The sequence below is a fragment of the Paraburkholderia sp. Tr-20389 genome, assembly GCF_017104565.1.
GTDB lineage: Bacteria > Pseudomonadota > Gammaproteobacteria > Burkholderiales > Burkholderiaceae > Paraburkholderia.
This window is the reverse complement of sequence record NZ_JAAGPD010000068.1, coordinates 23,237-49,810: the sequence shown is the minus strand read 5'-3', so window position 1 is coordinate 49,810 and position 26,574 is coordinate 23,237. Positions and strand designations below refer to the sequence as shown.

Below are 26,574 nucleotides of genomic sequence, written 5' to 3'. Positions count from 1 at the left end.
CCCGTGTGAAAGTAGGTAATCGTCAGGCTCCTTACCCAGTCCAAGACCCCGCCCTCAAAAGCGGGGTCTTGGCGTTTCTGGGCGTGAAGTTTCACACGCCAACCGCATCCGCTGTCGAACGGCTCAACGGGCTATCGCGCACCCGAATCTAGCCTCCGGCCGTCGAGGCACCAGTTAGCGCGACGCACGCGCGCAGGCGTATGCTCGGGAACCGGCAGTAGCCGCGCGACAGCGTGGATCCAAAAACGACAAAGCGGCCACGATCCATGCCATGCGAATCGACGCGCGCCCACCGTCATCTCAAAACCACTGTCCGACCCACGTACCGCCTGCCTACTCCGTCGCCAAAAATCTCTGCGCCAACCGAACCCAGTACGTCGCACCAACCGGCAGCAATTCGTCGTTGAAATCGTAACTCGCGTTGTGCAGCATGCAGGGACCAGCGCCGTGTCCGGCTTCTCGGTGGCCGCCCTCGCCGTTTCCCAGAAAGGCATAGCACCCGGGCTTTGCCAGCAGCATGAAGGAAAAATCCTCGGCGCCCATCGTCGGCTCCACGGAATCGTCAACGTTCTCGTCTCCTACCACTTCCCTCATCACGGCCGCAGCAAACTGTGCCTCCTTGCTGCTATTGATCGTCGGCGGATAGTTGCGGTGAAAGGTCATCTCGACGGAACACTCGTACGCCTCTGCCGTGCTTTGCACGATCTTGCGCATCCGCGACTCGATCAGATCGAGCGTTTCCGTAGTGAAAGTCCGCACCGTACCCGCGAGCCAGGCGTGATCGGGCACCACGTTCACGGCGTCCCCGGCATGAATTTGCGTAATCGAAAGTACGGCTGTATCGAGCGGCTTCTTGTTGCGCGTGATCACGCTTTGCAGCCCATTGGCGATCTGCACGGCGGTGAATACCGGGTCGCGTCCGTTATGAGGCAAAGCCGCGTGCGATCCAACTCCTTTGATTTCAATACGAAATTCGTTGCTGGACGCCATGATCGGGCCTTCCGTCACGCCAAAATGCCCCGCCGGCATGCCCGGCCAGTTGTGGATTCCGAATACGGCATCGACAGGAAAACGCGTGAACAGACCGTCGTCGATCATCGCCTGCGCGCCGGCTCCTCCTTCCTCGGCGGGCTGAAATATAAACACGATAGTGCCGTCGAAGTCTCCGTGTTTCGCGAGATGCCGGGCCGCGCCGAGCAGCATCGCCGTATGTCCGTCGTGGCCGCACGCGTGCATTTTCCCTTCGTTTTTCGAGCGATGATCGAAGGTATTCAGTTCCTGTATGGGCAGCGCGTCCATGTCAGCGCGCAACCCGATCGATTTGGCACCTGCGCCACGCTTGAGTATGCCGACCACGCCGGTTTTACCGATCCCCTCATGCACCTCGATGCCCCATCCGGCCAGCGTTTTGGCGACCAAAGACGCCGTCTGCGTCTCTTCGTATCGCAATTCCGGATTGGCGTGGATCGTTCGTCGGAGAGTCTGAATTTCGCCGCGAGCGGCTTGGATTTCAGGGAGTAGTTTCATGATGAAATGAGTGTCTGGCTGTGGGCAGTGTGATCCGGACAGTCGATTCCGGAGATAGTCAAAATCGATTCTACGCCGATCCCCATTTTTGACTGCCATGTGTCAAATCAGATCGTCAGAACGTAATAAAATCAACACCTTCATCCGCGCAGTCCCTGTCGATACAAACACATGAACGCTCCCGCTGAATTCGCCCGCGCCGTCTGCCCGCACGATTGCCCCGATACCTGCGCAATGCGCGTGACGGTCGAAGATGGTCGCGCGATCAAGGTCGTCGGCGATCCGGATCATCCGCCGACCCAAGGCGTGCTCTGCATGAAGGTCAGCCGTTATGCGGACCGGGTTCACCATCCTCGTCGGCTGACGACGCCGATGCGGCGCGTCGGGTCCAAGGGCGAGGGGCGTTTCGAGCCCATCAGCTGGGACGAAGCGCTGCGCCTGGCGGGGGAGCGTCTGTCGGAAATTGCCGCCCGCGCACCCGAAGCGATACTGCCTTACAGCTACGCTGGCACGATGGGTTTCGTGCAGGGCGACAGCATCGCGCAACGGTTTTTCCATAAGCTCGGTGCATCGCAACTCGACCGGACGATCTGCGCGGCGGCCGGCGCAGCCGGTCTCAAATACACATACGGCGCGAGTCTCGGCATGCACACGGAGTTTTTCTCCGAAAGCGAGCTGATCCTGATCTGGGGCGCAAACCCGATCGCGTCGAATCTGCACTTCTGGACTCGGGCGCAGGAAGCGAAGCGCAACGGCGCGCGCCTGATCGCGATCGATCCATACCGCTCGCTCACGGCTGAAAAGTGTCACCAGCACATCGCGCTGAAGCCCGGCACGGACGGCGCGCTCGCGCTCGGCATGATGCACGTCCTGATCACCGAAGACATGCTCGATCGCGCATACATCGCGGATCACACGCTCGGTTTCGAGCAACTCAAGGCGCGTGCGCTCGCGTATCCACCTTCGCGCGTCGCTCAGATTTGCGGAATCGAAGAACAGGTGATCGTCGATCTCGCGCGTCTTTACGGCTGCACGAAAAAGGCGGCGATCCGCTTGAACTACGGCATGCAACGGGTGCGCGGCGGCGGCAATGCCGTGCGTGCGATCGCTTGTCTGCCCTCGCTGACGGGCGCCTGGCGCGAGCGCGCGGGCGGCATGCTGCTGTCGTCGTCGGGCTGGGCGCCTGTCGATTCACATGCGCTTTCCCGTCCTGACCTGATGCCGGGTTGGCCGTCGAAGCAAGCCCGTGTCATCAACATGAACGCAATCGGAGATGCGCTGTGCCATCCGGGCGATGAGACTTTTGGCCCGAAGGTCGAGGCAATTGTCGTGTACAACTCGAACCCCGTGGCCGTGGCGCCCGACTCAGCGCGAGTTGCCGCAGGTTTCGCGCGAGACGACCTGTTCACGATCGTTCTCGAACACTTCCAGACGGATACCGCCGACTACGCTGACTTGCTGCTGCCGGCGACGACTCAGCTGGAGCACCTCGATGTCCATAAGTCGTACGGACATACGCATGTGATGGTGAATCTGCCGGCGATCGCTCCCGTCGGGGAAGCGCGTCCTAATACCGAAATCTTCCGCGGCATCGCGCGGTCGATGGGCCTCGACGAACCGGCGCTGTACGACAGCGACGAAGCCGTAGCGTCGTCGGCCTTTCGCTGGAACGATTCATCGCTGGAAGGCGTCACGTGGGACACGCTCAAGCGCGACGGCTGGGCGAAACTGAACGTGTCGGATACGCCGTTTGCGAACGGCGGATTCCGCACCCCGTCCGGCAAGTGCGAATTTTTCAGCGAACGTCTCGCGCAGGCAGGCCTCGAGCCCGTGCCGGACTATCTGCCGCCGTACGAATCGGCGGACGGCTCGCCGGAACTCGCCACGCGTTATCCACTGGCAATGATCTCCCCGCCCGCACGCAATTTCCTCAACAGCACCTTCGTCAACGTCGAAAGTCTGCGCGCGACGGAAGGTGAGCCGCACCTTGACATGCATCCCGTAGACGCGCACGACCGTGGCATCAACGACGGCGATCAGGTCCGCATCTTCAACGATCGCGGCTCGATGCAGGCTCGGGTCCGTGTCACCGACAAGTCGCGCGACGGGCTCGTCGTCGGTCTGTCGATCTGGTGGAAGAAGCTCGCACCCGACGGCCGCAATGCCAACGAGGTCACGAGCCAAGCGCTGACCGACCTCGGCGGCTCAGCCACGTTCTACGACTGCCTCGTCGAAGTCGAACGAGCCTGAGTCATTTCTCGAGCGCACGCTGCGGACCCGCCGCTGCGCCATCGCACCCCTGGTTCGCGCTTTCGAGTGCGTCGTCTAACTGGGGGCTTATCCCGAATATGGACGCGTGCGCGCATGCTACGATGCGCCTTTTAGCACGACCATTCGAAAATCACGGAGGAGACGCCGTATGGAAAAACTCTGGCTGAAGTCGTATCCGCCCGGCGTGCCGAAGGAGATCGATCCGACGCAGTATGAGTCGGTTACCGCGATGCTCGAGGAGAGCTTCCGCGAGAATCGCGCGAAGCCCGCGTTTGCGTGTATGGGCAAGCAGATCACGTATGGCGAACTCGACAACCTGTCGACGCGGCTGGCCGCCTGGTTCCAGGTGAAGGGCATTGCGCGCGGCGCGCGTGTAGCCATCATGATGCCCAACGTGCTGCAGTATCCCGTCGCGCTCGCGGCGATCTTGCGCGCGGGCTATGTCGTCGTGAACGTGAATCCGCTCTACACGCCGCGCGAACTGGAACACCAGCTGAAAGACAGTGGCGCTGAAGCGATCATCCTGCTCGAGAACTTCGCAGTGACGTTGCAGGCGATCGTCGGGAATACGTCGATCAAGCATATCGTCGTGGCGTCGATGGGCGATCTGATGGGCGCGAAGGGCTTGATGGTCAATTTCGTCGTGCGGCGCGTCAAGAAGATGGTGCCAGCATGGCAACTGCCGGGTCATGTCGCTTTCAACGACGCCATTTCCGAAGGCGCACGCCGTCAGTTCAAACCGGTCAAGCAGACTCCCGATGACGTCGCCTTCCTTCAATACACGGGTGGCACGACGGGTGTCGCGAAGGGGGCGACCCTGTTGCATCGCAATCTGGTCGCGAACGTGCTGCAGTCGCATGCGTGGGTCGAGCCCGCGCGCAACAAGCGCGGCGACATCGATCAGTTTGTGACGGTCGTTGCATTGCCGCTTTATCACGTGTTCGCGCTGACAGTCTGCGGGCTGCTGACGATCCGTACGGGCGGTCTTGGCGTGCTGATCCCGAATCCGCGCGATATCGCGGGCATGATCAAGTCGCTGCACGGCTACAAGATCACGACGTTTCCGGCCGTGAACACGCTGTACAACGCGATGCTCAATCATCCGGATTTCTCCAAGCTCGACTTTTCGAACCTGCTGGTTGCGAACGCGGGCGGGATGGCTGTTCAGGAAGCGGTCGCGAACCGCTGGTATGAGCGCACGCATGCGCCCATCGTCGAGGGCTACGGTCTCTCGGAGACCTCGCCATGCGTGACGTGCAATCCGACGACAGTCACCGAATACAGTGGAACGATCGGTCTGCCGCTACCGTCGACGGAAGTTTCGATCCGCGACGACGACGGCAACGAACTGCCGCAGGGTCAAGCCGGCGAACTGTGCATCCGGGGTCCGCAGGTGATGGCGGGTTACTGGAATCGACCCGACGAGACGGCCAAGGTGATGACGGCCGACGGTTTCTTCCGTTCGGGCGATATCGCGACCATCGGCGAAAACGGCTTCGTGAAGATCGTCGACCGCAAGAAGGACATGATTCTGGTGTCGGGCTTCAACGTCTATCCGAACGAAATCGAGGATGTCGTCGCGAAGCACCCGGGCGTATTCGAAGTCGCTGCCGTCGGCGTTCCGGACGAGCATTCGGGCGAGGCGGTGAAGCTGTACATCGTGAAGAAGGACGAGGCGATTACCGACGCCGACATCTTCGCCTACTGCAAGAACCAACTGACGGGCTACAAACGGCCGCGCACCGTCGAGTTCCGCAAGGAGCTGCCGAAGAGCAATGTCGGCAAGATCTTGCGTCGCGAGCTGCGTGACGGCCGCGCGTGACAGTGGCGATCAGTTAAGGCAAGGCTTCAGGCGAGCGAGACCAGCCGTGAACAGACCGGAACGATAAGCCGGCATAAAAAATACGGCCCAACGGTTCAAACCCGTTGGGCCGTTTCTGTTTGTGCGAACCCCAATGGATCGCAACGGAAGCACCAATAAAAAAGGGCGTCCGAAGACGCCCTCGAGGGTACTACGCTTTCACAACTTATTAGAACTTGTGACGGATACCAACGCGAACCGTCGTCTGGTTGTTCGAGTTCGACGGCGTCAGGCCGTTGATCGAAGCAACTGCCGACTGGCCCGTCGAGTCCGTACCCGAAGCGTGCTGGTACACGCCGATCAGGTAGACGTCCGTGCGCTTCGACAGGAAGTAGTCCGCGCCCAGTGCGCCCTGGTTGTAGTGCGCACCCCCGTGACCGTTGAAGTCAGCAAGGCGCGTGTAGTCGTACGCAGCGCCCAGCACGAGAGCCGGCGTCAACTGATACTTGAAGTTGATTTCGCCGTTGTTGAACGTCGCCGTGCCCTTGTACGCCGGAGCCGTGACGTTCGCTGCACCCAGATTACCGAACTGGATGAACGAATACGTCAGGCCGAGCGTTGCAGCGCCGAACGTGTATGCGCCGCCTGCGCCACCAACCTGGTACGAACTGGCCGAAGCGAAGCCCGAGATGACCGGGTTACCCTGGACACCCGCCACCGTCGTCTTGCCGATGTTGTTGTTCGGGTTAGCCAAGCCGCTCGGCGTGTTGCCCCAGAACGATTGGTTCGGATCGCGAACGTTCAAATAGCCTGCGCCCAACACGAGCGGGCCGTTGTTATAGCCAGCGCCCAACGACCAGATCTGGTTGCGGCCCGTTGCGCCTGCAACGCCACCGAGGCTATACATACCGCCGAACGTCAGGCCGGCGTAGTTTGCGCTCGTGTACTTGATCGCGTTGTTCACGCGGTTCGCGTTGTTGAAGTTGTCCAGATCGTCCGGGTGAGCCGCGATGTAGCCGCCCCACTGATCGCCGGCTTCCAGCGGACCGACGTAGTCGACCACGGAGTCATATTGGCGACCGAGCGTGACCGTACCGAACTGGCTCGACAGACCGACATAAGCCTGACGGCCGAACAGCGCGCCACCTTGACCCGACTTGCCGGTGTTCACGTCGAAGCCGCTTTCCAGCACGAAGACTGCCTTCAGGCCGCCGCCCAGATCTTCAGTACCGCGCATGCCCCAACGGCTGCCCTGCAGCACGCCGCTCGACAGGTTGTATTGATGGTTGCCCGTACGACCCGCGCCAGCTGCCGTCTGCACGTTGCTCGTGTAATTGAACCCTTCGTCAATAATGCCGTACAACGTCACGCTGCTCTGAGCATGAGCGACGCCGGCAAATGCGCCCAATGCTGCAAGAGCGAGAAGCGACTTTTTCATCGAAAGATCTCCAAGGATTTGCAAATTATTTTCAAGCAAGGCAAATAGTTATCTGTGTTGCAGCCTTGCATAACTTCGTCAGGAAGTTGCCACGTAATGTAACAAAGACACCTAAGCGCACAAAGAAAAAGCAGGGCGCCGATCGGACCGCTGTTTCGTTTACGCAACATGGTCTAAAATCCAAAATCGGCCATCGGAAACGCTTCGGAATTTTTTCTGTCATCGCCCGCAAATCGTTGCTGGATAAGGGTTTGCGAGAAGCGGTCCGCGCGCCGGGTTGTGGAGGCCAGAATGCTGCTTGATGAATTGATTACTGAGTTCGATCGGGGTTTACGCTCAATGACCGGGGTGTCGCGCATGTCGCGTCCGCTGCCCGTCCCGCCGGCATCGACAGAGCATGTCGAACTGACCGACGAAGAGCGCGCGCACGCCGCGGGATTGATGCGTGTTAATCATGTAGGCGAGGTTTGTGCGCAGGCGCTTTATCAGGCGCAAAAGATGGCGACGCGTTCGCCCGCGCTCAAGCAGGCCTTCGAACACGCCGCGCGCGAAGAGGAAGATCACCTCGCGTGGACTTACAAGCGCCTCGAAGCGCTCGAATCGCGTCCCAGCCTGCTCAATCCGCTCTGGTATGCTGGCGCCCTCGCGATCGGCTTCGCAGCCGGCCGGCTCGGCGACCGTGTGAGCCTCGGCTTCATGGCGGAAACGGAGCGCCAGGTGGAACTTCATCTCGACGGCCATCTGACTACGCTGCCCGAAGGCGATCACGAGTCGCGTGCGATCGTCGAGCAGATGCGTGTCGACGAAGCCGCGCATGGCAAGGCGGCGACGGATGCCGGCGGCGTCGAGTTGCCGTTCCCGGCGCGCGCGCTGATGCGGGCGGCGTCGAAAATCATGACCCGCACCGCGTACCACGTTTAACCCGATTACCCAGTCCGTTTGAAGTGGGACGGCGTTCTCCGCGCCGTCCTGAAAATCGCTCCAAATCTACCGTACTCCGCGCTTTTCGTCCTCCCCGAACGCTTTTATTCCACGCTCTTCCCCCAGACTTTTCACGTATCACCTTCACAAGATTCACTAGCTCATTCATTTATAACGATTTTCCGTTTTAGATGCGGCGTGAGCAAGCAGCGCTAAGTCCTTGTTCTAGCAAACAAAATCCGTGAAAAAACCACGCCGCTCCCTTGACCGGTGTTGGGGGTTACTCTAAAGTGGGAGACAGTGTGAGAAAGTGTATTTTTGTGTGATCTGCCGCGCTTTCTCCAGTAAATTTCCAGAATCGGGCGACATCTTTCAGCGCCCTGACAAAAGGGGAGTGAAGTGTTCCAAGGGGCGTCAGCGCTGACACTCGATGCGAAGGGGCGGATGTCCGTCCCGTCTCGCTATCGTGACGCGCTGCAAGGACAGGCAGAAGGCCGAATGACCATTACGCGTCATCCGGACGGCTGCCTGTTGCTGTTTCCGCGCCCCGAGTGGGAAGTCTTCCGCGCCAAGATCGTCAACCTGCCAATGGATGCCAAGTGGTTTCAGCGCATCTTCCTCGGCAGCGCGGCGGATGTCGAACTGGATACGGCCGGCCGCGTGCTGATCGCGCCGGAATTGCGTCAGGCGGCGAAGCTGGAAAAAGAAGTGATGTTGCTGGGAATGGGCAGCCGGTTCGAGATCTGGGACAAGGAAACCTACGACGCGCAGGAGCAGGAAGCGATGTCGCAAGGCATGCCCGAGTCCCTTAAGAACTTCACATTCTGACCGCAGGTAATACATATGGCGCCTGCGATGGGTAACGAATTGCAGCATCGCACGGTGCTGCTCGAAGAAGCGGTGAATGCGCTCGTCACGCGCGCGGACGGTATCTATATAGATGGCACGTTCGGGCGCGGCGGTCACAGCCGCGCGGTATTGGCAAAGCTGGGTGAGGCGGGTCGTCTGATCGCTTTCGATAAAGACCCGCTCGCCATCGCCACCGCGCAGCAGGTCGGCGATCCGCGCTTCGAGATCGTGCATGAAAGTTTCGCATCACTGCGCGACGCGATGAGCGAGCGCGGGGTAGGGCGTGTGTCGGGTGTGCTGCTGGATCTGGGCGTGTCGTCGCCGCAGTTCGACGACCCGGAGCGGGGTTTCAGTTTCCGCGCCGACGGTCCGCTCGACATGCGGATGGACCCGACGCGCGGCGAATCCGCTGCGGACTGGCTGGCGCGGGCGACGGTGCAGGAAATGACGGAGGTGATACGGGATTATGGGGAAGAACGGTTTGCTTTTCAGATTGCAAAGGCGCTTGTTGCTCGCCGGGCAGAGTCCGACCGTCTTGGGCCTCTCGTCAGCACGGGCGAGCTTGCCCAAATCGTGGCTAACGTCGTCAAAACCCGTGAGAAGGGTAAGGACCCGGCAACCCGCACCTTTCAGGCTATACGGATTCACATCAATCAAGAGCTTGCGGAGCTGCAAGTCGTACTAGAAGCAGCATTGTCGTTGCTGGAGCAAGGGGGGCGGCTGGTCGTGATCAGCTTTCATTCGCTCGAAGACCGGATCGTCAAACGGTTCATGCAGACGCACTCCAGTGCGCCTGCTGTCGATCGCCGTCTGCCGATCCGCGCCGTCGACCTGCCGAGCCCGCCGCTCAAACTGCTAGGCCGTGTATTCGCGAGTGACGAAGAAGTCGCCGCGAACCCCCGCGCTCGTTCCGCCGTGATGCGCGTTGCGGAGCGGATCGCCCCATGAACCGTCTGAATATCTTCCTGCTGATCGTCGTCATGGGTTGTGCGCTTTCCGTCGTCAACGCGACCAATCAGCAGCGCCAGTTCTTCATCCAGTTGCAGCGGGCTCAATCGCAGGAGCGCCAGCTGCAGCAGGACTATTCGCAGCTTCAATATCAGCAGAGCGCGCTGTCCAAGACCTCTCGCATCGAGCAGATCGCGACCGACTCGCTGAAGATGCAGGGCGCCACCACGGGCCGCACGCAATATCTGACGCTCGACGCCGGCTCCGCGAAGGCTGAGGACGCGCCCATCCCGACGTCCGCGCCGAACCCGGCGTCTGCCACGAAAGCGCGTGGAGGCACGCGATGAAGAAATCGTCGAACAAGAACAAGAGCGTCGCGTTCTCGGCGAATCCGATTCTCTCGGTGCGCCTGCCGATGTGGCGCTCGAAGCTCGTCGTGTTTCTGCTCTTCATGGCGTTCGTGGCGCTGACGGCTCGCGCGTTCTGGATTCAGGGCCCGGGCAACGCTTTCTACCAGAAGCAGGGCGAAAGCCGCTATCAGCGTCGCCTGGAACTGCCCGCCACGCGCGGCAAGATTCTCGACCGTAACGGCCTGGTGCTCGCGACGAGCCTGCCCGTGCGCGCAATCTGGGCGATTCCCGAATCCGTGCCGGACGATCTAGGCGCGGACAAACTCGCCGATCTCGCCAAGCTGCTCGACATGACGCAGCCGGAACTGCGCAAGAAGCTCTCGGAAGACAAGACGTTCGTCTATGTGAAGCGCCAGGTGCCCGTCGACGTCGCCGCGAAAGTGGAGGCGCTGAACATCCCCGGTGTCTATCAGCGTAACGAGTACAAGCGTTTCTATCCGGAAGGCGAGATCACGGCTCACCTGATCGGCTTCACGAACGTCGAGGACGAAGGCCAGGAAGGCGTCGAACTCGGCGACCAGAAGCTGCTCGCGGGCATGGCGGGTAGCCGCCGCGTGATCAAGGACCGTCTCGGCCACATCATCGAAGACGTCGACGAGCAGGTCGTGCCGCATAACGGGCAGGACGTCGATCTGTCGATCGACAGCAAGATCCAGTACATCGCGTACACGAACCTGAAAGCGGCCGTGCAGAAGTTCAAGGCCAAAGCAGGCGCGGCGATGGTGATCGACGTGCGCACGGGTGAAGTGCTCGCGCTGGTCAATTACCCGACGTACAACCCGAACGACCGCTCGCACCTGACGGGCGAGCAGCTGCGCAACCGCATTCTCACGGACACCTTCGAGCCCGGCTCGATCATGAAGCCGTTCACGGTGTCGCTCGCGCTCGACCTGCACCGCGTCACGCCGACTACACTGGTTGATACGGGTGGCGGCCGTTTCGTGCTGGACGGCGCCCCCATTACCGACGACGCCGGTTTCGGCGTGCTGACCGTCGGCGGCGTGATCCAGAAGTCGAGCAACATCGGCGCGACCAAGATCGCGATGCAGCTTCGGCCGGAAGAGATGTGGAACATGTACACCAGCATCGGTCTCGGCCAGGCGCCGAAGGTCGGTTTCCCGGGGGCGGCGGCGGGCCGTCTGCGTCCGTGGAAGAGCTGGCGCCGCATCGAGCAGGCGACGATGTCGTACGGCTACGGTCTGTCCGTGTCGTTGTTCCAGCTGGGCCGCGCCTATACGGCGATCGCGCACGACGGCCAGGTCATGCCCGTGTCGATTTTCCGCACGCAGAAGGATCAGCCCGTGACGGGCCCACAGGTGTTCTCGCCGACCACGGCGCGTGAAGTGCGCGCGATGCTCGAGTCAGTCGTGTCGAAGGACGGCACGTCGCCGGATGCGGCGGTGCCGGGTTATCGCGTGGGCGGCAAGTCGGGTACGGCGTACAAGCACGTGGGCCGCGGCTACGACCACAGCAAGTACCGCGCGTCGTTCGTCGGCATGGCGCCGATGCCGAATCCGCGCATCGTGGTGGCCGTGTCCGTCGACGAACCGACGGCGGGCAGCCACTTCGGCGGCCAGGTGTCGGGTCCCGTGTTCTCGTCGATCGCCGGCGATACGCTGCGCTCGCTGAACGTGCCGCCCGACCAGCCCGTCAAGCAGATGGTCGTGTCGGACGAGATGAATCCCGCGACGCCCGCCGCTGCGTCGCAGCCGGCCGCGAACGGCGCGAAGAAACTGGCGACGCACGCCGCGCCGAAAAAGCTGCAGATTTCAGACAACACGAAGAACCGCCCCGGAGTAGTTAGATGAGTGCGCTGCGTTCTTCTCATCCGGCGCAACAGCAGATTGCTGACGCGCTCGCCTGGCTGCGTGCGCATGCGCAGCCAGGTGCACATTTGCATGCCGACACCCGCAAGATCGCGGCAGGCGACGTGTTTCTCGCGTACGCCGTCGACGGCGCCGACAATCGTCCGTTCATCGCCAATGCGATCGAGCGCGGCGCGGCTGCCGTGCTCGTGCAAGCGGATGGTTTCGCGGGCGATCTCGATCCCGCCACGATGCTCGCAGTGCCGCGCCTGAACGAACTGGCGGGCACGATCGCGAGCGCGTGGTACGGCGATCCGAGCGACGCGATGCGCGTGATCGGCGTGACGGGTACGAACGGCAAGACGTCGTGCACGAACTGGATTTCAGCGGCACTGACGGCGCTCGGCCAGCCGTGCGCGATCATCGGCACGCTCGGCAGCGGCATGCCGGGTCAACTGGTGCACACCGGTTTCACGACGCCCGACGCGCCGCAATTGCAACGCAGCCTGACGCAACTCCGCGCAGCGGGCGCGAAGGCCGTCGCGATGGAAGTGTCGTCGCACGCGCTGCATCAGGGCCGCGTGAACGGCACGGCGTTCAGCGTCGGCGTGTTCACGAATCTCACGCAAGACCACCTCGACTATCACGGCACGTTCGCTGCCTACGAAGCTGCGAAAGCTCGCCTGTTCGCGTGGCCGGAATTGAAGGCGGCCGTCATCAACGCCGACGACGAAGCCGGCCGGCGCATGATCGCGAGCACGAACGGTCACGCGAAGACGATCGCCTACTCGCTGCAGCCACACGTCGACGTGCAGGCGGACGCGTCGATCGTTGCGTCGAACGTGCGCGCGACGACGACGGGCACCGCGTTCCACATTGCGTCGGACTGGGGCAACACGGACATCGAAGTGAACACGCTCGGCGCGTTCAACGTGAGCAATCTGCTCGGTGTGCTCGGCGCGCTGCTCGCGTCCGACGTGCCGTTCGACGCCGCTGTCGCACAGATCGCAAAACTCGAATCGGTGAATGGCCGGATGGAGCGTCTCGGCGGCCGTTTGCAGAGCGACGAACCGCTTGTCGTGATCGACTACGCGCACACGCCCGACGCGCTCGAACAAACGCTGACCGCGTTGCGCCCGATCGCCGATGCGCGTGGCGGCAAGCTGGTCTGCATGTTCGGTTGCGGCGGCGATCGCGACGCGACCAAGCGCCCGCTGATGGGCGAAATCGCCGAACGTTGCGCCGACGGTGTCGTCGTGACGAGCGACAACCCGCGCAGCGAAGATCCGCAAAAAATTATCGACCAGATCGCAGCGGGCATGAAAGACGCGACGAAGGCGCGCCGTATCGAAGATCGCGCCAGCGCGATCCTGCAGGCGGTGCGATGCGCGGCGCGCGAAGACGTCGTCGTGCTGGCAGGAAAGGGTCACGAATCGACGCAGGAAATCATGGGCAAGAAGCGCGCGTTCTCGGATCAGGATCATGCACGGCTCGCACTCGCGGCCCGCGCGACGCATGCACGCGGAGGTGGCGAATGATGTTCACGCTACGTGAAGCCGCCGCGGTGATTCCGGGCGCAACGGTAAGCGGCGACGATTCGGTCGCATTCGATCGCGTGTCGACGGACAGCCGCACGTGTGGTCCCGGCGATCTGTTCGTCGCGCTGAAAGGCGACCGTTTCGACGCGCACGATTTTCTCACCGACGTCGCCGCACGCAACGTCAGCGCAGTGCTTGCGACGCGCACGCCCGACAACTTCAACGTGCCGGCGCTGCACGTAACAGGCGACACGCGCGTGGCCCTGGGCACGTTGGCGAACGGTTGGCGGCAGCGCTTTTCGATGCCGCTGGTGGCCGTGACGGGCAGCAACGGCAAGACGACGGTCAAGGAAATGATCTCGTCGATCTTCGCGGCGGCTGTCGGTGAAGCGGAGCGTCTTGCGACAGCGGGAAATTTCAACAACGACGTCGGCCTGCCGCTGACGCTGTTTCGCCTGACCGAAACGCACAAGCTCGCTGTCGTCGAACTCGGCATGAACCATCCGGGTGAAACCGCGCTGCTGGGCAAGATCGCCGAGCCGACCGTCGCGGTCGTCAACAATGCGCAGCGCGAGCATCAGGAATTTATGGCGACGGTGGAAGCCGTCGCGCTCGAACATGCAGCCGTGATTCACACGCTGAAGCCCGAAGGCGTCGCCGTGTTTCCGGCCAACGACGCATACGCGGGCATCTGGCGCGTCGCGGCAACGGGCAACCGCATCATCGATTTCGCGCTGAATACGGCTGAACGCACGACGGAAGCTGCTGTCCAAGGCTCGCTTGACGGCAACGAGTTGAGCATCGATACACCCGAAGGCCACGTCGACATCACGCTGCAAGTGCTCGGCGCGCACAACGCGCACAACGCATTGGCAGCGACGGCAGCCGCGCTGGCAGCGGGCGTGCCGCTCGACGCGATCAAGCGCGGTCTCGAAGCATTCGGTGCAGTCAAAGGCCGCTTGCAGGTGAAGCGCGCGCTGCTCGGCGCGATGGCGGGTGCGACCGTGATCGACGACACCTACAACGCGAATCCCGATTCGATGCTCGCCGCGATCGACGTGCTCGCCGCACGTCCTTCGCCGCGTGTGCTGGTGATGGGCGATATGGGCGAAGTCGGCGACAACGGTCCTGAGTTTCACCGCGAAGTCGGTGCGTATGCGAAGGCGCGCGGCATCGATGCGCTGTACGCGCTCGGCGATGCGTCGCGCGACGCATGTGCCGCCTACGGCGACGAAGCACACCACTGCGACGACGTGAATACACTCGTCGCGCAATTGCAGCAGGCCGGTTACGGCGCGGCTGCGACGTATCTCGTGAAAGGCTCGCGCTTCATGAAAATGGAGCGCGTGGTGGACGCCGTTACGAGTCCACAACCCGCTGCATCGGGCACGGCGCCCGGTGCACACTGAAAGAGAAGGACAGAAGTATGTTACTGGCGCTGGCGCAATGGCTGCAGAACGACGTAGGCTTTTTGCGCGTGTTCAGTTATCTGACGTTTCGTGCTGTCGCGGCGACGATCACCGCGCTGCTGATCGGTCTCGTCTGCGGCCCGTGGGTGATCCGCAAGCTGACGCAGATGAAGGTCGGCCAGGCGGTGCGCAAGGACGGCCCGCAAACGCACCTCGTGAAATCGGGTACGCCGACAATGGGCGGCGTGCTGATTCTGATCGGCATCGCCGTGTCCACGCTGCTGTGGGCCGACCTGACCAACCGCTTCATCTGGATCGTGATGCTGGTCACGTTCGGCTTCGGCGTGATCGGCTGGGTCGATGACTACCGCAAGGTGGTCTACAAGGATCCGCGCGGCATGTCGTCGCGCGAAAAGTATTTCTGGCAGTCGGTGATCGGCCTGTTTGCAGCCGTGTATCTCGCGTTCAGCGTGTCGGAAGCGAGCAACGTGCGCGTGTTCGACCTGTTCATGGCATGGGTGCGAAGCGGTCTGTCGATGGGCCTGCCCGCGCGCGCCGACCTGTTGCTGCCCTTCCTCAAGTCGATGACCTATCCGCTCGGCGTGTGGGGCTTCATCGCACTCACGTACCTCGTGATCGTCGGTTCGAGCAATGCGGTGAATCTCACCGATGGCCTCGACGGCCTCGTGATCATGCCCGTCGTGCTGGTCGGCTCGTCGCTCGGCGTGTTCGCGTACGTGATGGGCAGCGCGGTCTATTCGAAATATCTGCTGTTCCCGCACATCGCGGGCGCCGGCGAAATGCTGATCTTCTGCTCGGCGATGGGCGGGGCAGGTCTCGCGTTCCTCTGGTTCAACACGCACCCGGCGCAGGTGTTCATGGGCGACGTCGGTGCGCTCGCGCTCGGCGGCGCGCTCGGCACGGTCGCGGTGATCGTGCGTCAGGAAATCGTGCTGTTCATCATGGGTGGGATTTTCGTTGCCGAGACGGTGTCGGTGATGTTGCAGGTCACGTGGTTCAAGTTCACGAAGGCTCGTTTCGGTGAAGGCCGCCGCATCTTCAAGATGGCGCCGTTGCATCACCACTTCGAATTGTCTGGCTGGAAGGAAACGCAGGTTGTCGTGCGCTTCTGGATCATCACGCTGATGTTGTGTCTGTTCGGGTTGTCCACGCTCAAGCTGCGTTAAGCCGCGGTTCGAGCCGCAAGCAAATTCGTAATCCAAGTCGCAAGCAAGGGGAAGCAGTCGATGTTTGGCGAGAAGTTTCGGGATCGGCAAAAGCCGATGGTGCTCGTGCTGGGGCTCGGTGAATCGGGCCTCGCGATGGCGCGCTGGTGCGCGCGGCATGGTTGCCGCCTGCGTATCGCCGACACGCGCGAAGTGCCGCCGAACCTGTCGGCGCTCGAAGCGCACGGTATCGAAGGCAATTTTGTCGGCGGGCCGTTTTCGGAGGTGCTGCTGGAAGGCGTCGAACTGGTCGCGATCAGTCCGGGCCTGTCGCCGCTCGCCGCCGACCTCGTGCCGCTGATCTCCGCCGCGCGCGAGCGCGGCATCCCCGTGTGGGGCGAACTCGAATTCTTCGCGCAGGCGCTGAAGACGCTCGGCGAAAGCGGTTACGCGCCGAAGGTGATCGCGATCACGGGCACGAACGGCAAGACGACCACGACGAGTCTCACGGGCTTGCTGTGCGAACGCGCGGGCAAGAAGGTCGCGGTTGCGGGCAACATCAGTCCCGCCGCGCTCGACAAGCTCACGGAAGCGATCGACAACACCGCGCTGCCCGACGTTTGGGTGCTCGAACTGTCGAGCTTCCAGCTGGAAACGGCGCATACGTTCGAGCCCGACGCTGCCGTGATCCTCAATATCACGCAGGATCATCTGGACTGGCACGGCGGCCTCGATGCGTACGCGGCCGCGAAGGGCAAGATTTTCGGCAAGAACACGGTGCGCGTGCTCAACCGCGACGACGCGCGCGTGATGACACTCGCGCCTGCGGAGCAGAGCGGCGCTCAACTGGTGACGTTCGGCGTCAACGAGCCGGTGCGCGACGGGGACTACGGCTTGCTGCGCGACAACGGCATGATCTGGCTCGTGCAGGCGCAAGACCGTGACGCCACTGACGAACCCGTGCCCACGCGCCGCCGCAAGAGCGAATCCACGACGCCGCCGGATATCGGTCTGAAGCGCCTGATGCCCGCTGACGCGTTGCGCATTCGCGGTTTGCACAACGCGACGAACGCGCTTGCCGCGTTCGCGCTGGCACGCGCGGTCGGTCTGCCGGGCGCGCCGCTGCTGCACGGCTTGCGCGAGTATCGCGGCGAGCCGCATCGGGTCGAACTGATCGCGTCGATCGAAGGCGTCGATTACGTCGACGACAGCAAGGGCACCAATGTCGGCGCGACCGTCGCGGCGCTCGACGGGCTCGCGCAGCGCGTCGTGCTGATCGCGGGCGGCGACGGCAAGGGTCAGGAATTCGATCCGCTCGCCGAACCCGTCACGCGCTGGTGCCGTGCCGTGATGCTGATCGGCCGCGACGCCCCGCAGATTCGCGCCGCGCTCGAGCACACGGGCATCGCGATGACCGATCACGCTACGCTCGAAGAAGCGACGCGCGCAGCGAGCGCCGTCGCGCAACCGGGCGATGCCGTGCTGCTGTCGCCTGCGTGCGCGAGCTTCGACATGTTCAAGGGATACGCACATCGCGCAGCGATTTTCCGCAGCGCGGTCGAAGACATCGCTGCCGAACGGGGGACGATGATATGAGCTGGACGGAACGCTTCGGTTCGCAACTCGGCAAGCAACGCGGTTCTGTCGCTGGACACACCGGCGGTGCGGCGGCTTCCGAGCGCACGTCGCGCACGGGCGGGCTGTCGAGCGCAGTCAACGGCGTGCGTCCGTTGCGCTCGCGGATGCTCGACTACGACCACTCGCTGCTGTGGGTCGTCGTCGCGCTGCTGGGTCTCGGCATCGTGATGGTGTACTCGGCGTCGATCGCGATGCCCGATTCGCCGAAATACGCGTCGTATCGCGACTACGCATTCCTCGTGCGCCAGGTCATCTTCGTCGTGATGGGGTCGGTGGCGGGCGTGGTCGCGTTCCGTGTGCCGATTACGACGTGGGACAAGTACGCGCCGAAGCTCTTCCTGATCGCGCTCGTCGCGCTCGTGATCGTGCTGATACCGCACATCGGCAAGGGCGTGAACGGCGCGCGCCGCTGGATTCCCCTCGGCATCACGAACATGCAGCCGTCGGAAATCATGAAGCTCGCCGTGACGATCTACGCGGCGAACTACACCGTGCGCAAGCAGGAGTACATGCACAGCTTCGCAAAGGGCTTCCTGCCGATGGGTTTCGCCGTCGGCGTGGTCGGCATGCTGCTGCTGCTGGAACCCGACATGGGCGCGTTCATGGTGATCGCGGCGATCGCGATGGGCGTGCTGTTCCTCGGCGGCGTGAACGGGAAGATTTTCGGCGGACTGGTGGCGACGGCCATCGGTACGTTCACGCTGCTTGTGTGGGCGTCGCCGTGGCGCCGCGAGCGGATCTTCGCGTACCTCGATCCGTGGGACGACCGCTATGCACAGGGCAAGGCTTATCAGTTGACGCACTCGCTGATCGCCTTCGGCCGTGGCGAATGGTTCGGCGTCGGTCTCGGCGGCAGCGTCGAGAAGCTCAACTACCTGCCCGAAGCGCACACCGACTTCATCCTGGCCGTGATCGGCGAGGAACTCGGTTTTGTCGGCGTGCTCGTCGTGATCCTGATGTTCTACTGGATCGTGCGCCGCTCGTTCGAAATCGGCCGTCAGGCGCTCGCGCTCGACCGCACATTCGCGGGTTTGGTCGCGAAGGGTGTCGGCATCTGGTTCGGCGCGCAGACCTTCATCAACATGGGTGTGAACCTCGGCCTGCTGCCCACCAAAGGTCTCACGCTGCCGCTCGTCAGCTACGGCGGCTCGGGCATCTTGCTGAACTGCATTGCCGTCGGCGTGCTGATGCGGGTCGACTATGAAAATCGTGTGCTGATGCGCGGGGGCAAGGTATGACGATGCAACAACGCACGCTGATGGTGATGGCGGGAGGCACCGGGGGACACGTGTTCCCGGGGCTTGCCGTCGCGCATCTGATGCAGGCGTGGGGCTGGCGCGTCGTGTGGCTCGGCAATCCCAACGGCATGGAAGCGACGCTCGTTCCGAAGCACGGCATTCCGATGGAGTACGTGCAGTTCGGCGGCCTGCGCGGCAAGGGCATGAAGACCAAGCTGATGCTGCCCGTGAATCTGCTGCGCGCGTGCATGCAGAGCCTGTCCGTGCTGCGTCGCGTGAAGCCCGATGTCGTGCTCGGTATGGGCGGCTACATCACGTTCCCCGCGGGCGTGATGACGGCGCTGAGCGGCACGCCGCTCGTTCTGCATGAACAGAATTCGATCGCCGGTCTCGCGAACAAGGTGCTGGCGAAGCTCGCGAGGCGCGTGCTTGTCGCGTTTCCGAAAGCGCTGCCGCACGCCGAGTGGACGGGCAACCCCATTCGCGAGGAACTGGCGCGCACGCCGGCACCCCAGGCACGCTACGCGGCGCGCAGCGGTCCGCTCAATGTGCTGGTCGTGGGCGGCAGCCTCGGCGCTTCGGCGCTGAACGAAGTGGTGCCACGCGCGCTCGCGAAGCTGGCGCCGCAGGAGCGGCCGCGCATCGTGCATCAGGCGGGCGCGAAGCATATCGACGCACTGCGCGCGAACTACCAGGCGGCGGGCCTCGCGGCGGGCGACGACGTGCAGCTAGTGCCGTTCATCGACGACATGACGAGCGCCTATGCGAACGCGGATCTCGTGATCTGCCGTTCGGGCGCGATGACGGTCGCCGAGATCGCGGCGGTGGGCGTAGCGGCATTCTTCGTGCCGTTCCCGTACGCCGTCGACGATCACCAGACAACCAACGCAGCGTTTCTCGCCGACAACGGCGCGGCGCTGCTCGTACAACAACGCGATCTGTCGGCGGAAGCGCTCGCCGGCTGGTTGCGCAGCCAGACGCGGGCCTCGCTCGCGGAGATGGCGGAGCGTTCGCGCTCGCTCGCGAAACCCGACGCCACCGAACAGGTCGCACAGATCTGCGCAACGGTGGCGGGCGTGACCCCGAGCCTGAGCCCGGAAGGAAAGCAGCAATGAAACATATCGTCAAACACATTCACTTCGTCGGGATCGGCGGCGCGGGCATGAGCGGCATCGCCGAAGTGCTCGTCAATCTCGGCTATCAGGTAAGCGGTTCGGACCTGTCGCGCAACGCGGTGACGGAGCGCCTCGCCGCGCTCGGCGCGCGCATCGCGATCGGTCACGACGCAGAGAACATCGAAGGCGCGAACGCTGTCGTCGTGTCGACGGCCGTGCGCAGCGACAACCCCGAAGTGCTGGCCGCGCGTCATCGCCGTATCCCCATCGTGCCGCGCGCCGTGATGCTCGCGGAACTGATGCGCCTGAAGCAGGGCATCGCGATCGCGGGCACGCACGGCAAGACCACGACCACCTCGCTGGTGGCAAGCGTGCTGGCGGCGGGCGGTCTCGATCCGACCTTCGTGATCGGCGGACGCCTGATCAGCGCGGGTGCGAATGCGCGTCTCGGCACGGGCGATTTCATCGTCGCCGAAGCGGACGAATCGGACGCGTCGTTCCTGAACCTGTTCCCGGTGATCGAAGTCATCACGAACATCGACGCCGATCACATGGACACCTACGGCCACGACTTCGCGCGGCTGAAGCAGGCGTTCATTGAATTTACGCATCGTCTGCCGTTTTACGGAATTGCGGTGCTGTGCGTCGACGATCCGAACGTGAAGGAGATCCTGCCGTTCGTGTCGAAGCCGATCATCCGCTACGGCTTTGCGCCCGACGCGCAGGTGCGCGCCGTCAATGTCGAAGCGCGCGAAGGCAAGATGCATTTCACCGCGATGCGCGAAGATGCGCCGCCCATCGACATCGTGCTGAACCTGCCCGGCCTGCACAACGTGCAGAACGCGCTGGCCGCAATTGCAATTGCGACTGAACTTGAGGTGAAAGATGCCGATATCCAGCGAGCGCTCGCGGATTTCAACGGCGTCGGCCGCCGTTTCCAGCGTTACGGCGAAGTGAGCGTGACGAGCGGCGGCGCGTACACGCTCGTCGACGACTACGGCCATCACCCGGTCGAAATGGCGGCGACGATTGCGGCGGCGCGCGGCGCGTTCCCCGACAAGCGTCTCGTGCTCGCGTTCCAGCCGCACCGGTTCACGCGCACGCGCGACTGCTTCGAAGATTTCGTGAAGGTGCTGTCGACGGTCGACGCGCTCGTGCTGACGGAAGTCTATTCGGCGGGCGAAGCGCCCATCGTCGCGGCGGACGGTCGTTCGCTCACACGCGCGATCCGCGTCGCGGGCAAGGTCGAGCCGGTGTTTGTCGAAACTGTGGATGAAGTGCCGGATGCGCTCGGTGCAATCGTGCGCGACGGCGATGTGGTGATCACGATGGGCGCGGGTTCGATCGGCAGCGTGCCGGGTCGGCTCGCAGGAAACGAAGGTGTGAAATGAGCGGTATCGATCCTAAATCTTTCGGCAAGGTTGCCGTGCTGCTGGGCGGCGCGTCCGCCGAGCGCGAAGTGTCGCTGAACTCCGGCCGTCTCGTGCTGCAAGGCCTGCGCGATGCGGGCGTCGACGCGCATCCGTTCGATCCCGCCGAGCGTCCGCTCGCGGCGCTCAAGGACGAAGGCTTCGTGCGCGCGTTCAACGCGCTGCATGGCGGCTACGGCGAGAACGGCCAGATTCAGGGCGCGCTCGATTTTTACGGCATCCGTTACACGGGCAGCGGCGTGCTCGGCTCGGCGCTCGGTCTCGACAAATTCCGCACGAAGCTCGTGTGGCAGCAGCTCGGCATTCCGACGCCGCCGTTCGAAGCCGTGCTGCGCGGCGACGACTATGCCGCGCGCGCGCAGGACATCGTCGCGAAGCTCGGCTTGCCGCTCTTCGTGAAGCCGGCCAGCGAAGGTTCGAGCGTCGCCGTCATCAAGGTGAAGACGGCCGACGCACTCGTGCCCGCACTGGAAGAAGCGGTGAAGTTCGACAAGATCGTCGTGGTCGAGAAGAGCATCGAAGGCGGCGGCGAATACACGGCGTGCATCGCGGGCGATCTCGATCTGCCCATCATCCGCATCGTGCCCGCCGGCGAGTTCTACGACTATCACGCGAAGTACATCGCCAACGACACGCAGTACATGATTCCGTGCGGTATCGCGGCTGAAGAAGAAACGCGCCTCAAGAAGCTCGCGCGCCAGGCGTTCGACGTGCTCGGCTGCACCGACTGGGGTCGCGCCGATTTCATGCTGGACGGTGAAGGCAACGCGTACTTCCTCGAAGTGAACACGGCGCCCGGCATGACGGATCACTCGTTGCCGCCGAAGGCCGCGCGTGCTGTCGGCATCAGCTACCAGGAACTGGTGGTGAAGGTGCTCGCGCTGACGCTGAAGGATTAAGGAACACGCCTCGACATGTGGAACAACGTTCGCCAGCTCAATCTCGCCGCCAACGCGTTGCACGCGTTGTTGCTGCTCGTGCTGGTGGCGGCGGGCGGCTACTGGCTGATCCAGCGTCCGAACTTCACGCTGCGCGAGATCCGTATCGACGGCGACGTGGAGCACATCAACTCGCCGACGGTGCGCGCGGGTGTGGTCGGCCGGTTGAAGGGCAACTTCTTCACAGTCGATCTCGACACGGCGCGCCAGGCGTTCGAGCAGATGCCGTGGGTGCGTCATGCGAGCGTGCGCCGCGTGTGGCCGAACGCGCTCGCGGTGACGCTCGAAGAGTACAAGCCGATCGGCACATGGGGTACCGATCAGCTGGTGAGCACAGACGGAGAGGTGTTCACCGCGAACCAGGGCGAGCTTGAAGACGAGTTGCCCGCGTTCGATGGTCCGGAAGGGTCCGCGAAGGAAGTTGTCGCGCGCTATCGGGACTTCAAGAAGTGGTTTGCGCCAGTCGGCGCGACGCCGGATGAAGTGACGCTGTCACCGCGCTTCGCGTGGACGGTGAAGCTGTCGAACGGCATGCAGGTCGAACTGGGACGCGAGCGCAATCAGGACACGCTCGCCGATCGCTGCAAGCGGCTCACCGCGGCATGGGGCGCGGTGACGCAACGTTGGGGGACGGACATCGAATATGCGGACTTGCGCTATCCGAACGGCTTCGCCATTCGTGCGGCAGGCATGCGCTTCATTACGGAACCCGACAAGGGCAAGAAGTAACAGGACATCACACGCAATGAGCACGCTATGAGTAAAGACTATAAAGATCTGCTGGTAGCCCTCGACATCGGCACGGCGAAAGTGGTTGCCATCGTCGCCGAGTTGAAGGGCGAAGGTCATTACGAGGTGATCGGACTCGGCCAGAGCGAATCGAAAGGGCTCAAAAAAGGCGTCGTGGTGAACATTGAGGCCACGGTGCAGTCCATTCAACGAGCGCTCGAAGAAGCCGAGTTGATGGCCGACTGCAAGATCACGAACGTGTTCACCGGGATCGCAGGGAGTCACATCCGCAGCTTCAATTCGAGCGGGATGGTCGCGATCAAGGAAAAGGAAGTGACGCAGACGGACGTCGCGCGCGTGATCGAAACGGCCAAGGCGATCAACATTCCGACCGATCAGCAGGTGCTGCACATCCTGACGCAGGAATTCATCATCGACGGCCAGGAAGACGTGCGCGAGCCGATCGGGATGAGCGGCATCCGTCTCGAAGTAAAGGTGCACATCGTGACGGGCGCGGTGAGCGCGGCGCAGAACATCGTGAAGTGCGTGCGCCGCTGCGGCCTCGAAGTGAACGATCTGATCCTGCAGCCGCTGGCGTCGTCGCTGGCGGTGTTGACGGAAGACGAAAAAGAGCTGGGCGTGGTGCTGGTCGATATCGGCGGCGGCACGACGGACATCGCGATCTTCAGCGAAGGCGCGATCCGTCATACGGCCGTGATTCCGATCGCCGGCGACCAGATCACGAGCGACATCGCGATGGCGCTGCGCACGCCGACGCCGGATGCCGAAGACATCAAGGTCAGCTACGGCATCGCGAAGCAGGCGCTCGCCGATCCGGACGAGATGATCGAGGTGCCGGGTCTCGGCGAACGCGGTCCGCGCACGCTGTCGCGCCAGGCGCTGGCGGCCGTGATCGAGCCGCGCGTCGAAGAACTGTTTTCGCTCGTGCAGCAGGTCGTGCGCGAGTCGGGTTACGAAGAACTGCTTAGCTCGGGCGTCGTGTTGACGGGCGGCGCGTCGATGATGCCGGGCATGGTCGAGCTGGGTGAAGACATTTTCCTGAAACCGGTGCGGATCGGCGTGCCGGAATATGCAGGCGGTCTCGCGGACGTGGTGCGCAATCCGCGTTATTCGACGGCGATGGGTCTGCTCGTCGAAGGACGCTCGCAGCGTATGCGCGGACGCAAGGTCGCGGTGCAGTCGGGATCGATGGGTCAGGTGTTCACGAGGATGAAGGACTGGTTCCTCGGCAATTTCTAAAAGAATTCGAAGTAAAAGGAAATTCGCGCTGGTGCCGGCGGCTGGCGCGCGACAGGAGGTTGCCCGATCTCCTGCCGAATAACGGCCGAGTAGCGGGTACATTTTTTCTTGACGGAGGCAACATGGAATTCCAGATGCTGGAAACGGAAACCAACGGCACCATCATCAAGGTGGTGGGCGTCGGTGGTGCGGGCGGCAATGCGGTCATGCACATGATCAATCGCGGCGTGCAAGGCGTCGACTTCATCGTGATGAATACGGACGCTCAGGCGCTGTCGCGCTCGCGCGCCCCTAACGTCATCCAGTTGGGCAATACGGGTCTGGGCGCAGGCGCCAAGCCGGAAATGGGCCGCGCAGCAGCAGAAGAAGCACGTGAGCGCATCGCTGACGCACTGCGTGGCGCGCACATGGTGTTCATCACGGCGGGCATGGGCGGCGGCACGGGCACGGGCGCAGCACCCGTGGTCGCGCAGATCGCCAAGGAAATGGGCATTCTGACGGTGGGTGTCGTCAGCAAGCCGTTCGAGTTCGAAGGCGGCAAGCGCATGCGCGTCGCCGAAGCCGGTTCGCAGCAACTGGAGGATCACGTCGACTCGCTGATCGTCGTTCTGAACGACAAGCTGTTCGAGGTGATGGGCGATGACGCCGAAATGGACAAGTGCTTCCAGTGCGCTGACGACGTGCTCAACAACGCAGTTGCCGGTATCGCCGAAATCATCAATGTCGACGGTCTGGTGAACGTCGACTTCGAAGACGTGAAGACGGTGATGGGCGAGCAGGGCAAGGCGATGATGGGCACGGCGACGGTGGCCGGCGTCGATCGCGCGCGTCTCGCGGCGGAACAGGCTGTCGCCAGCCCGCTGCTGGAAGGCGTCGATCTGTCGGGCGCACGTGGCGTGCTGGTGAACATCACGTCGAGCCGTTCGCTGCGTCTGTCGGAAACGCGCGAAGTGATGAACACGATCAAGAGCTATGCTGCTGATGACGCGACCGTGATTTTCGGCGCGGTGTACGACGACGCGATGGGCGATGCGCTGCGCGTGACGGTGGTGGCAACGGGTCTGGGCCGTGCTGCGAAGAAGCAGCAGCAAACCCCGATGACGCTGCTGCGCACGGGCACGGACAATCAGCCGGTCGGCGCGATGCAGCACGCGTACACGCCGCATCAGGCAGTGACGGCGGACTACGGTTCGCTGGACACGCCGGCAGTGTGGCGCACCTCGCGTGACACGGCTGCTTCGCACGTGCAGGCGCTGCAGGAAAAGGGCGTCGATACGTACGACATCCCGGCCTTCCTGCGCAAGCAGGCAGACTGAGGCTCACGCAGGAGCGGGCTTTCTGCGGCGTAATCGGTGATTCGTTGATTGCGCTCAGCAGAAGTGCACGAGCGTGGCGGGTGGAATGGCAAACAGGCCGCGTTGGTTGGCGCGCGCGGCATGGACAGGTGCCCTCTTCGTTAGCGCGAAGCGGTTCGGGCCACTGTCGCCAGATGAAACGTCCACTGCGGCACGAGTACGTGCGAGCGTGCTCCGCATCGATGCGAAGGAACGAGCATGATTCAGGTAGGTGAAAAGCTTCCCCAGGCGACCGTTTACGAGTTGATCGAAGACGGGCGCGAGGGCTGCACGATCGGGCCGAACAGCTTCGACGTGCGCGAGCAGACGGCCGGCAAGCGCGTGGTGATCTTCGGATTGCCGGGCGCGTTCACGCCGACCTGCTCGGCGAAGCACGTGCCGGGCTACGTCGAACAGGCAGACAAGTTGCACGCTGCCGGCATCGACGAAATCTGGTGCGTATCCGTCAACGACGCGTTCGTGATGGGCGCGTGGGCACGCGATCAGCACACCTCGGGCAAGGTGCGCATGATGGCGGACGGCAGCGCGGCTTTCACCCGAGCCCTCGGTCTGGAGCAGGATCTGTCGGCGCGCGGCATGGGAATCCGTTCCCAGCGCTACGCAATGGTGATCGACGACGGCGTGGTCAAGACGCTGCACGTCGAGGCACCCGGCAAGTTCGAAGTGAGCGATGCGGCCAGTATTCTCGCGACGTTGAGCCAGGCATGACGCGCCCTTGAGGCTTCGTCGCAGCTGCCAAACGCTGTTTGTTGCGCTGCGGCAACGCTTTTCGTGACGCCGTTGTGACA

Annotated in this window: 22 protein-coding genes; 19 read left to right on the top strand and 3 right to left on the bottom strand. The window is 63.0% G+C overall.

The features are described 5' to 3' along the window. Positions 1–333 precede the first annotated feature (333 nt). Positions 334–1,527 carry a M20 aminoacylase family protein gene (locus G3N95_RS37710; protein WP_205975167.1) on the bottom strand — a complete coding sequence of 398 codons (1,194 nt, stop codon included), beginning with the start codon at positions 1,525–1,527 and terminating at the stop codon, positions 334–336. Positions 1,528–1,698: 171 nt separating this feature from the next. On the opposite strand from G3N95_RS37710, the gene G3N95_RS37705 reads away from it, so the two are divergent. Both G3N95_RS37705 and G3N95_RS37700 read left to right on the top strand, forming a co-directional pair. After that, positions 1,699–3,777, top strand: coding sequence for a molybdopterin oxidoreductase family protein (locus tag G3N95_RS37705; protein WP_205975166.1), 2,079 nt, complete (start codon positions 1,699–1,701; stop codon positions 3,775–3,777). Positions 3,778–3,946: 169 nt separating this feature from the next. Then, positions 3,947–5,620, top strand: coding sequence for a long-chain fatty acid--CoA ligase (locus tag G3N95_RS37700; protein ID WP_205975165.1), 1,674 nt, complete (start codon positions 3,947–3,949; stop codon positions 5,618–5,620). A gap of 208 nt (positions 5,621–5,828) precedes the next feature. Here G3N95_RS37700 and G3N95_RS37695 read toward each other — a convergent pair whose 3' ends face one another. Further along, on the bottom strand, positions 5,829–7,037 hold the full coding sequence (locus tag G3N95_RS37695; protein WP_205975164.1) for a porin: 1,209 nt from the start codon (positions 7,035–7,037) through the stop codon (positions 5,829–5,831). Positions 7,038–7,210: 173 nt separating this feature from the next. Continuing rightward, positions 7,211–7,396, bottom strand: coding sequence for a hypothetical protein (locus G3N95_RS37690; RefSeq protein ID WP_205975168.1), 186 nt, complete (start codon positions 7,394–7,396; stop codon positions 7,211–7,213). Between G3N95_RS37690 and coq7 the strand changes: the two genes are divergently transcribed. The 17 genes from coq7 (at position 7,329) to G3N95_RS37605 (ending at position 26,494) form a co-directional block, all read left to right on the top strand. Beyond that, positions 7,329–7,958, top strand: a complete 630-nt coding sequence (coq7, locus tag G3N95_RS37685; protein ID WP_205975163.1) for a 2-polyprenyl-3-methyl-6-methoxy-1,4-benzoquinone monooxygenase — start codon at positions 7,329–7,331, stop codon at positions 7,956–7,958. The two genes, G3N95_RS37690 and coq7, sit on opposite strands and share 68 nt — an antisense overlap. 399 nt (positions 7,959–8,357) lie before the next feature. After that, entirely contained in the window at positions 8,358–8,786 is a 429-nt protein-coding gene (mraZ, locus tag G3N95_RS37680; protein ID WP_041763615.1) for a division/cell wall cluster transcriptional repressor MraZ, read from the top strand. Between the two features lie 15 nt (positions 8,787–8,801). Continuing rightward, complete coding sequence (gene rsmH, locus G3N95_RS37675; RefSeq protein WP_205975162.1) at positions 8,802–9,755, top strand: 16S rRNA (cytosine(1402)-N(4))-methyltransferase RsmH; 954 nt, start codon at positions 8,802–8,804, stop codon at positions 9,753–9,755. Further along, positions 9,752–10,102 carry a cell division protein FtsL gene (gene ftsL / locus G3N95_RS37670; protein ID WP_205975161.1) on the top strand — a complete coding sequence of 117 codons (351 nt, stop codon included), beginning with the start codon at positions 9,752–9,754 and terminating at the stop codon, positions 10,100–10,102. Before rsmH ends, ftsL begins: the two co-directional genes overlap by 4 nt. Next, the gene (locus G3N95_RS37665) at positions 10,099–11,973 is read left to right on the top strand and encodes a penicillin-binding protein 2 (protein WP_205975160.1); all 1,875 of its coding nucleotides are present in this window, start codon (positions 10,099–10,101) and stop codon (positions 11,971–11,973) included. Before ftsL ends, G3N95_RS37665 begins: the two co-directional genes overlap by 4 nt. After that, positions 11,970–13,508: a UDP-N-acetylmuramoyl-L-alanyl-D-glutamate--2,6-diaminopimelate ligase gene (locus G3N95_RS37660; RefSeq protein WP_205975159.1), complete on the top strand. Its 1,539-nt coding sequence runs from the start codon at positions 11,970–11,972 to the stop codon at positions 13,506–13,508. The genes G3N95_RS37665 and G3N95_RS37660 overlap by 4 nt, the downstream gene beginning before the upstream one ends. After that, a complete protein-coding gene (gene murF / locus G3N95_RS37655) occupies positions 13,505–14,917 on the top strand; it encodes a UDP-N-acetylmuramoyl-tripeptide--D-alanyl-D-alanine ligase (RefSeq protein WP_205975158.1) in 1,413 nt (470 codons plus the stop codon). Before G3N95_RS37660 ends, murF begins: the two co-directional genes overlap by 4 nt. A gap of 17 nt (positions 14,918–14,934) precedes the next feature. Then, positions 14,935–16,104, top strand: coding sequence for a phospho-N-acetylmuramoyl-pentapeptide-transferase (gene mraY / locus G3N95_RS37650; RefSeq protein WP_205975157.1), 1,170 nt, complete (start codon positions 14,935–14,937; stop codon positions 16,102–16,104). A gap of 60 nt (positions 16,105–16,164) precedes the next feature. Beyond that, positions 16,165–17,679 carry a UDP-N-acetylmuramoyl-L-alanine--D-glutamate ligase gene (murD, locus tag G3N95_RS37645; protein WP_205975156.1) on the top strand — a complete coding sequence of 505 codons (1,515 nt, stop codon included), beginning with the start codon at positions 16,165–16,167 and terminating at the stop codon, positions 17,677–17,679. Continuing rightward, positions 17,676–18,959: a putative lipid II flippase FtsW gene (gene ftsW, locus G3N95_RS37640; protein WP_205975155.1), complete on the top strand. Its 1,284-nt coding sequence runs from the start codon at positions 17,676–17,678 to the stop codon at positions 18,957–18,959. Before murD ends, ftsW begins: the two co-directional genes overlap by 4 nt. Further along, positions 18,956–20,074: an undecaprenyldiphospho-muramoylpentapeptide beta-N-acetylglucosaminyltransferase gene (murG, locus tag G3N95_RS37635; protein WP_205975154.1), complete on the top strand. Its 1,119-nt coding sequence runs from the start codon at positions 18,956–18,958 to the stop codon at positions 20,072–20,074. Before ftsW ends, murG begins: the two co-directional genes overlap by 4 nt. Then, positions 20,071–21,465: a UDP-N-acetylmuramate--L-alanine ligase gene (murC, locus tag G3N95_RS37630; protein ID WP_205975153.1), complete on the top strand. Its 1,395-nt coding sequence runs from the start codon at positions 20,071–20,073 to the stop codon at positions 21,463–21,465. Before murG ends, murC begins: the two co-directional genes overlap by 4 nt. Then, positions 21,462–22,403, top strand: a complete 942-nt coding sequence (locus G3N95_RS37625) for a D-alanine--D-alanine ligase (RefSeq protein ID WP_205975152.1) — start codon at positions 21,462–21,464, stop codon at positions 22,401–22,403. The genes murC and G3N95_RS37625 overlap by 4 nt, the downstream gene beginning before the upstream one ends. A gap of 15 nt (positions 22,404–22,418) precedes the next feature. Continuing rightward, on the top strand, positions 22,419–23,171 hold the full coding sequence (locus G3N95_RS37620; RefSeq protein ID WP_205975151.1) for a cell division protein FtsQ/DivIB: 753 nt from the start codon (positions 22,419–22,421) through the stop codon (positions 23,169–23,171). 27 nt (positions 23,172–23,198) lie between these two features. After that, positions 23,199–24,431, top strand: a complete 1,233-nt coding sequence (gene ftsA, locus G3N95_RS37615) for a cell division protein FtsA (RefSeq protein WP_007747080.1) — start codon at positions 23,199–23,201, stop codon at positions 24,429–24,431. A 122-nt stretch (positions 24,432–24,553) separates the two neighbouring features. Further along, a complete protein-coding gene (ftsZ, locus tag G3N95_RS37610) occupies positions 24,554–25,747 on the top strand; it encodes a cell division protein FtsZ (protein WP_205975150.1) in 1,194 nt (397 codons plus the stop codon). Positions 25,748–25,984: 237 nt separating this feature from the next. Continuing rightward, complete coding sequence (locus tag G3N95_RS37605) at positions 25,985–26,494, top strand: peroxiredoxin (RefSeq protein ID WP_205975149.1); 510 nt, start codon at positions 25,985–25,987, stop codon at positions 26,492–26,494. Positions 26,495–26,574 lie beyond the last annotated feature (80 nt).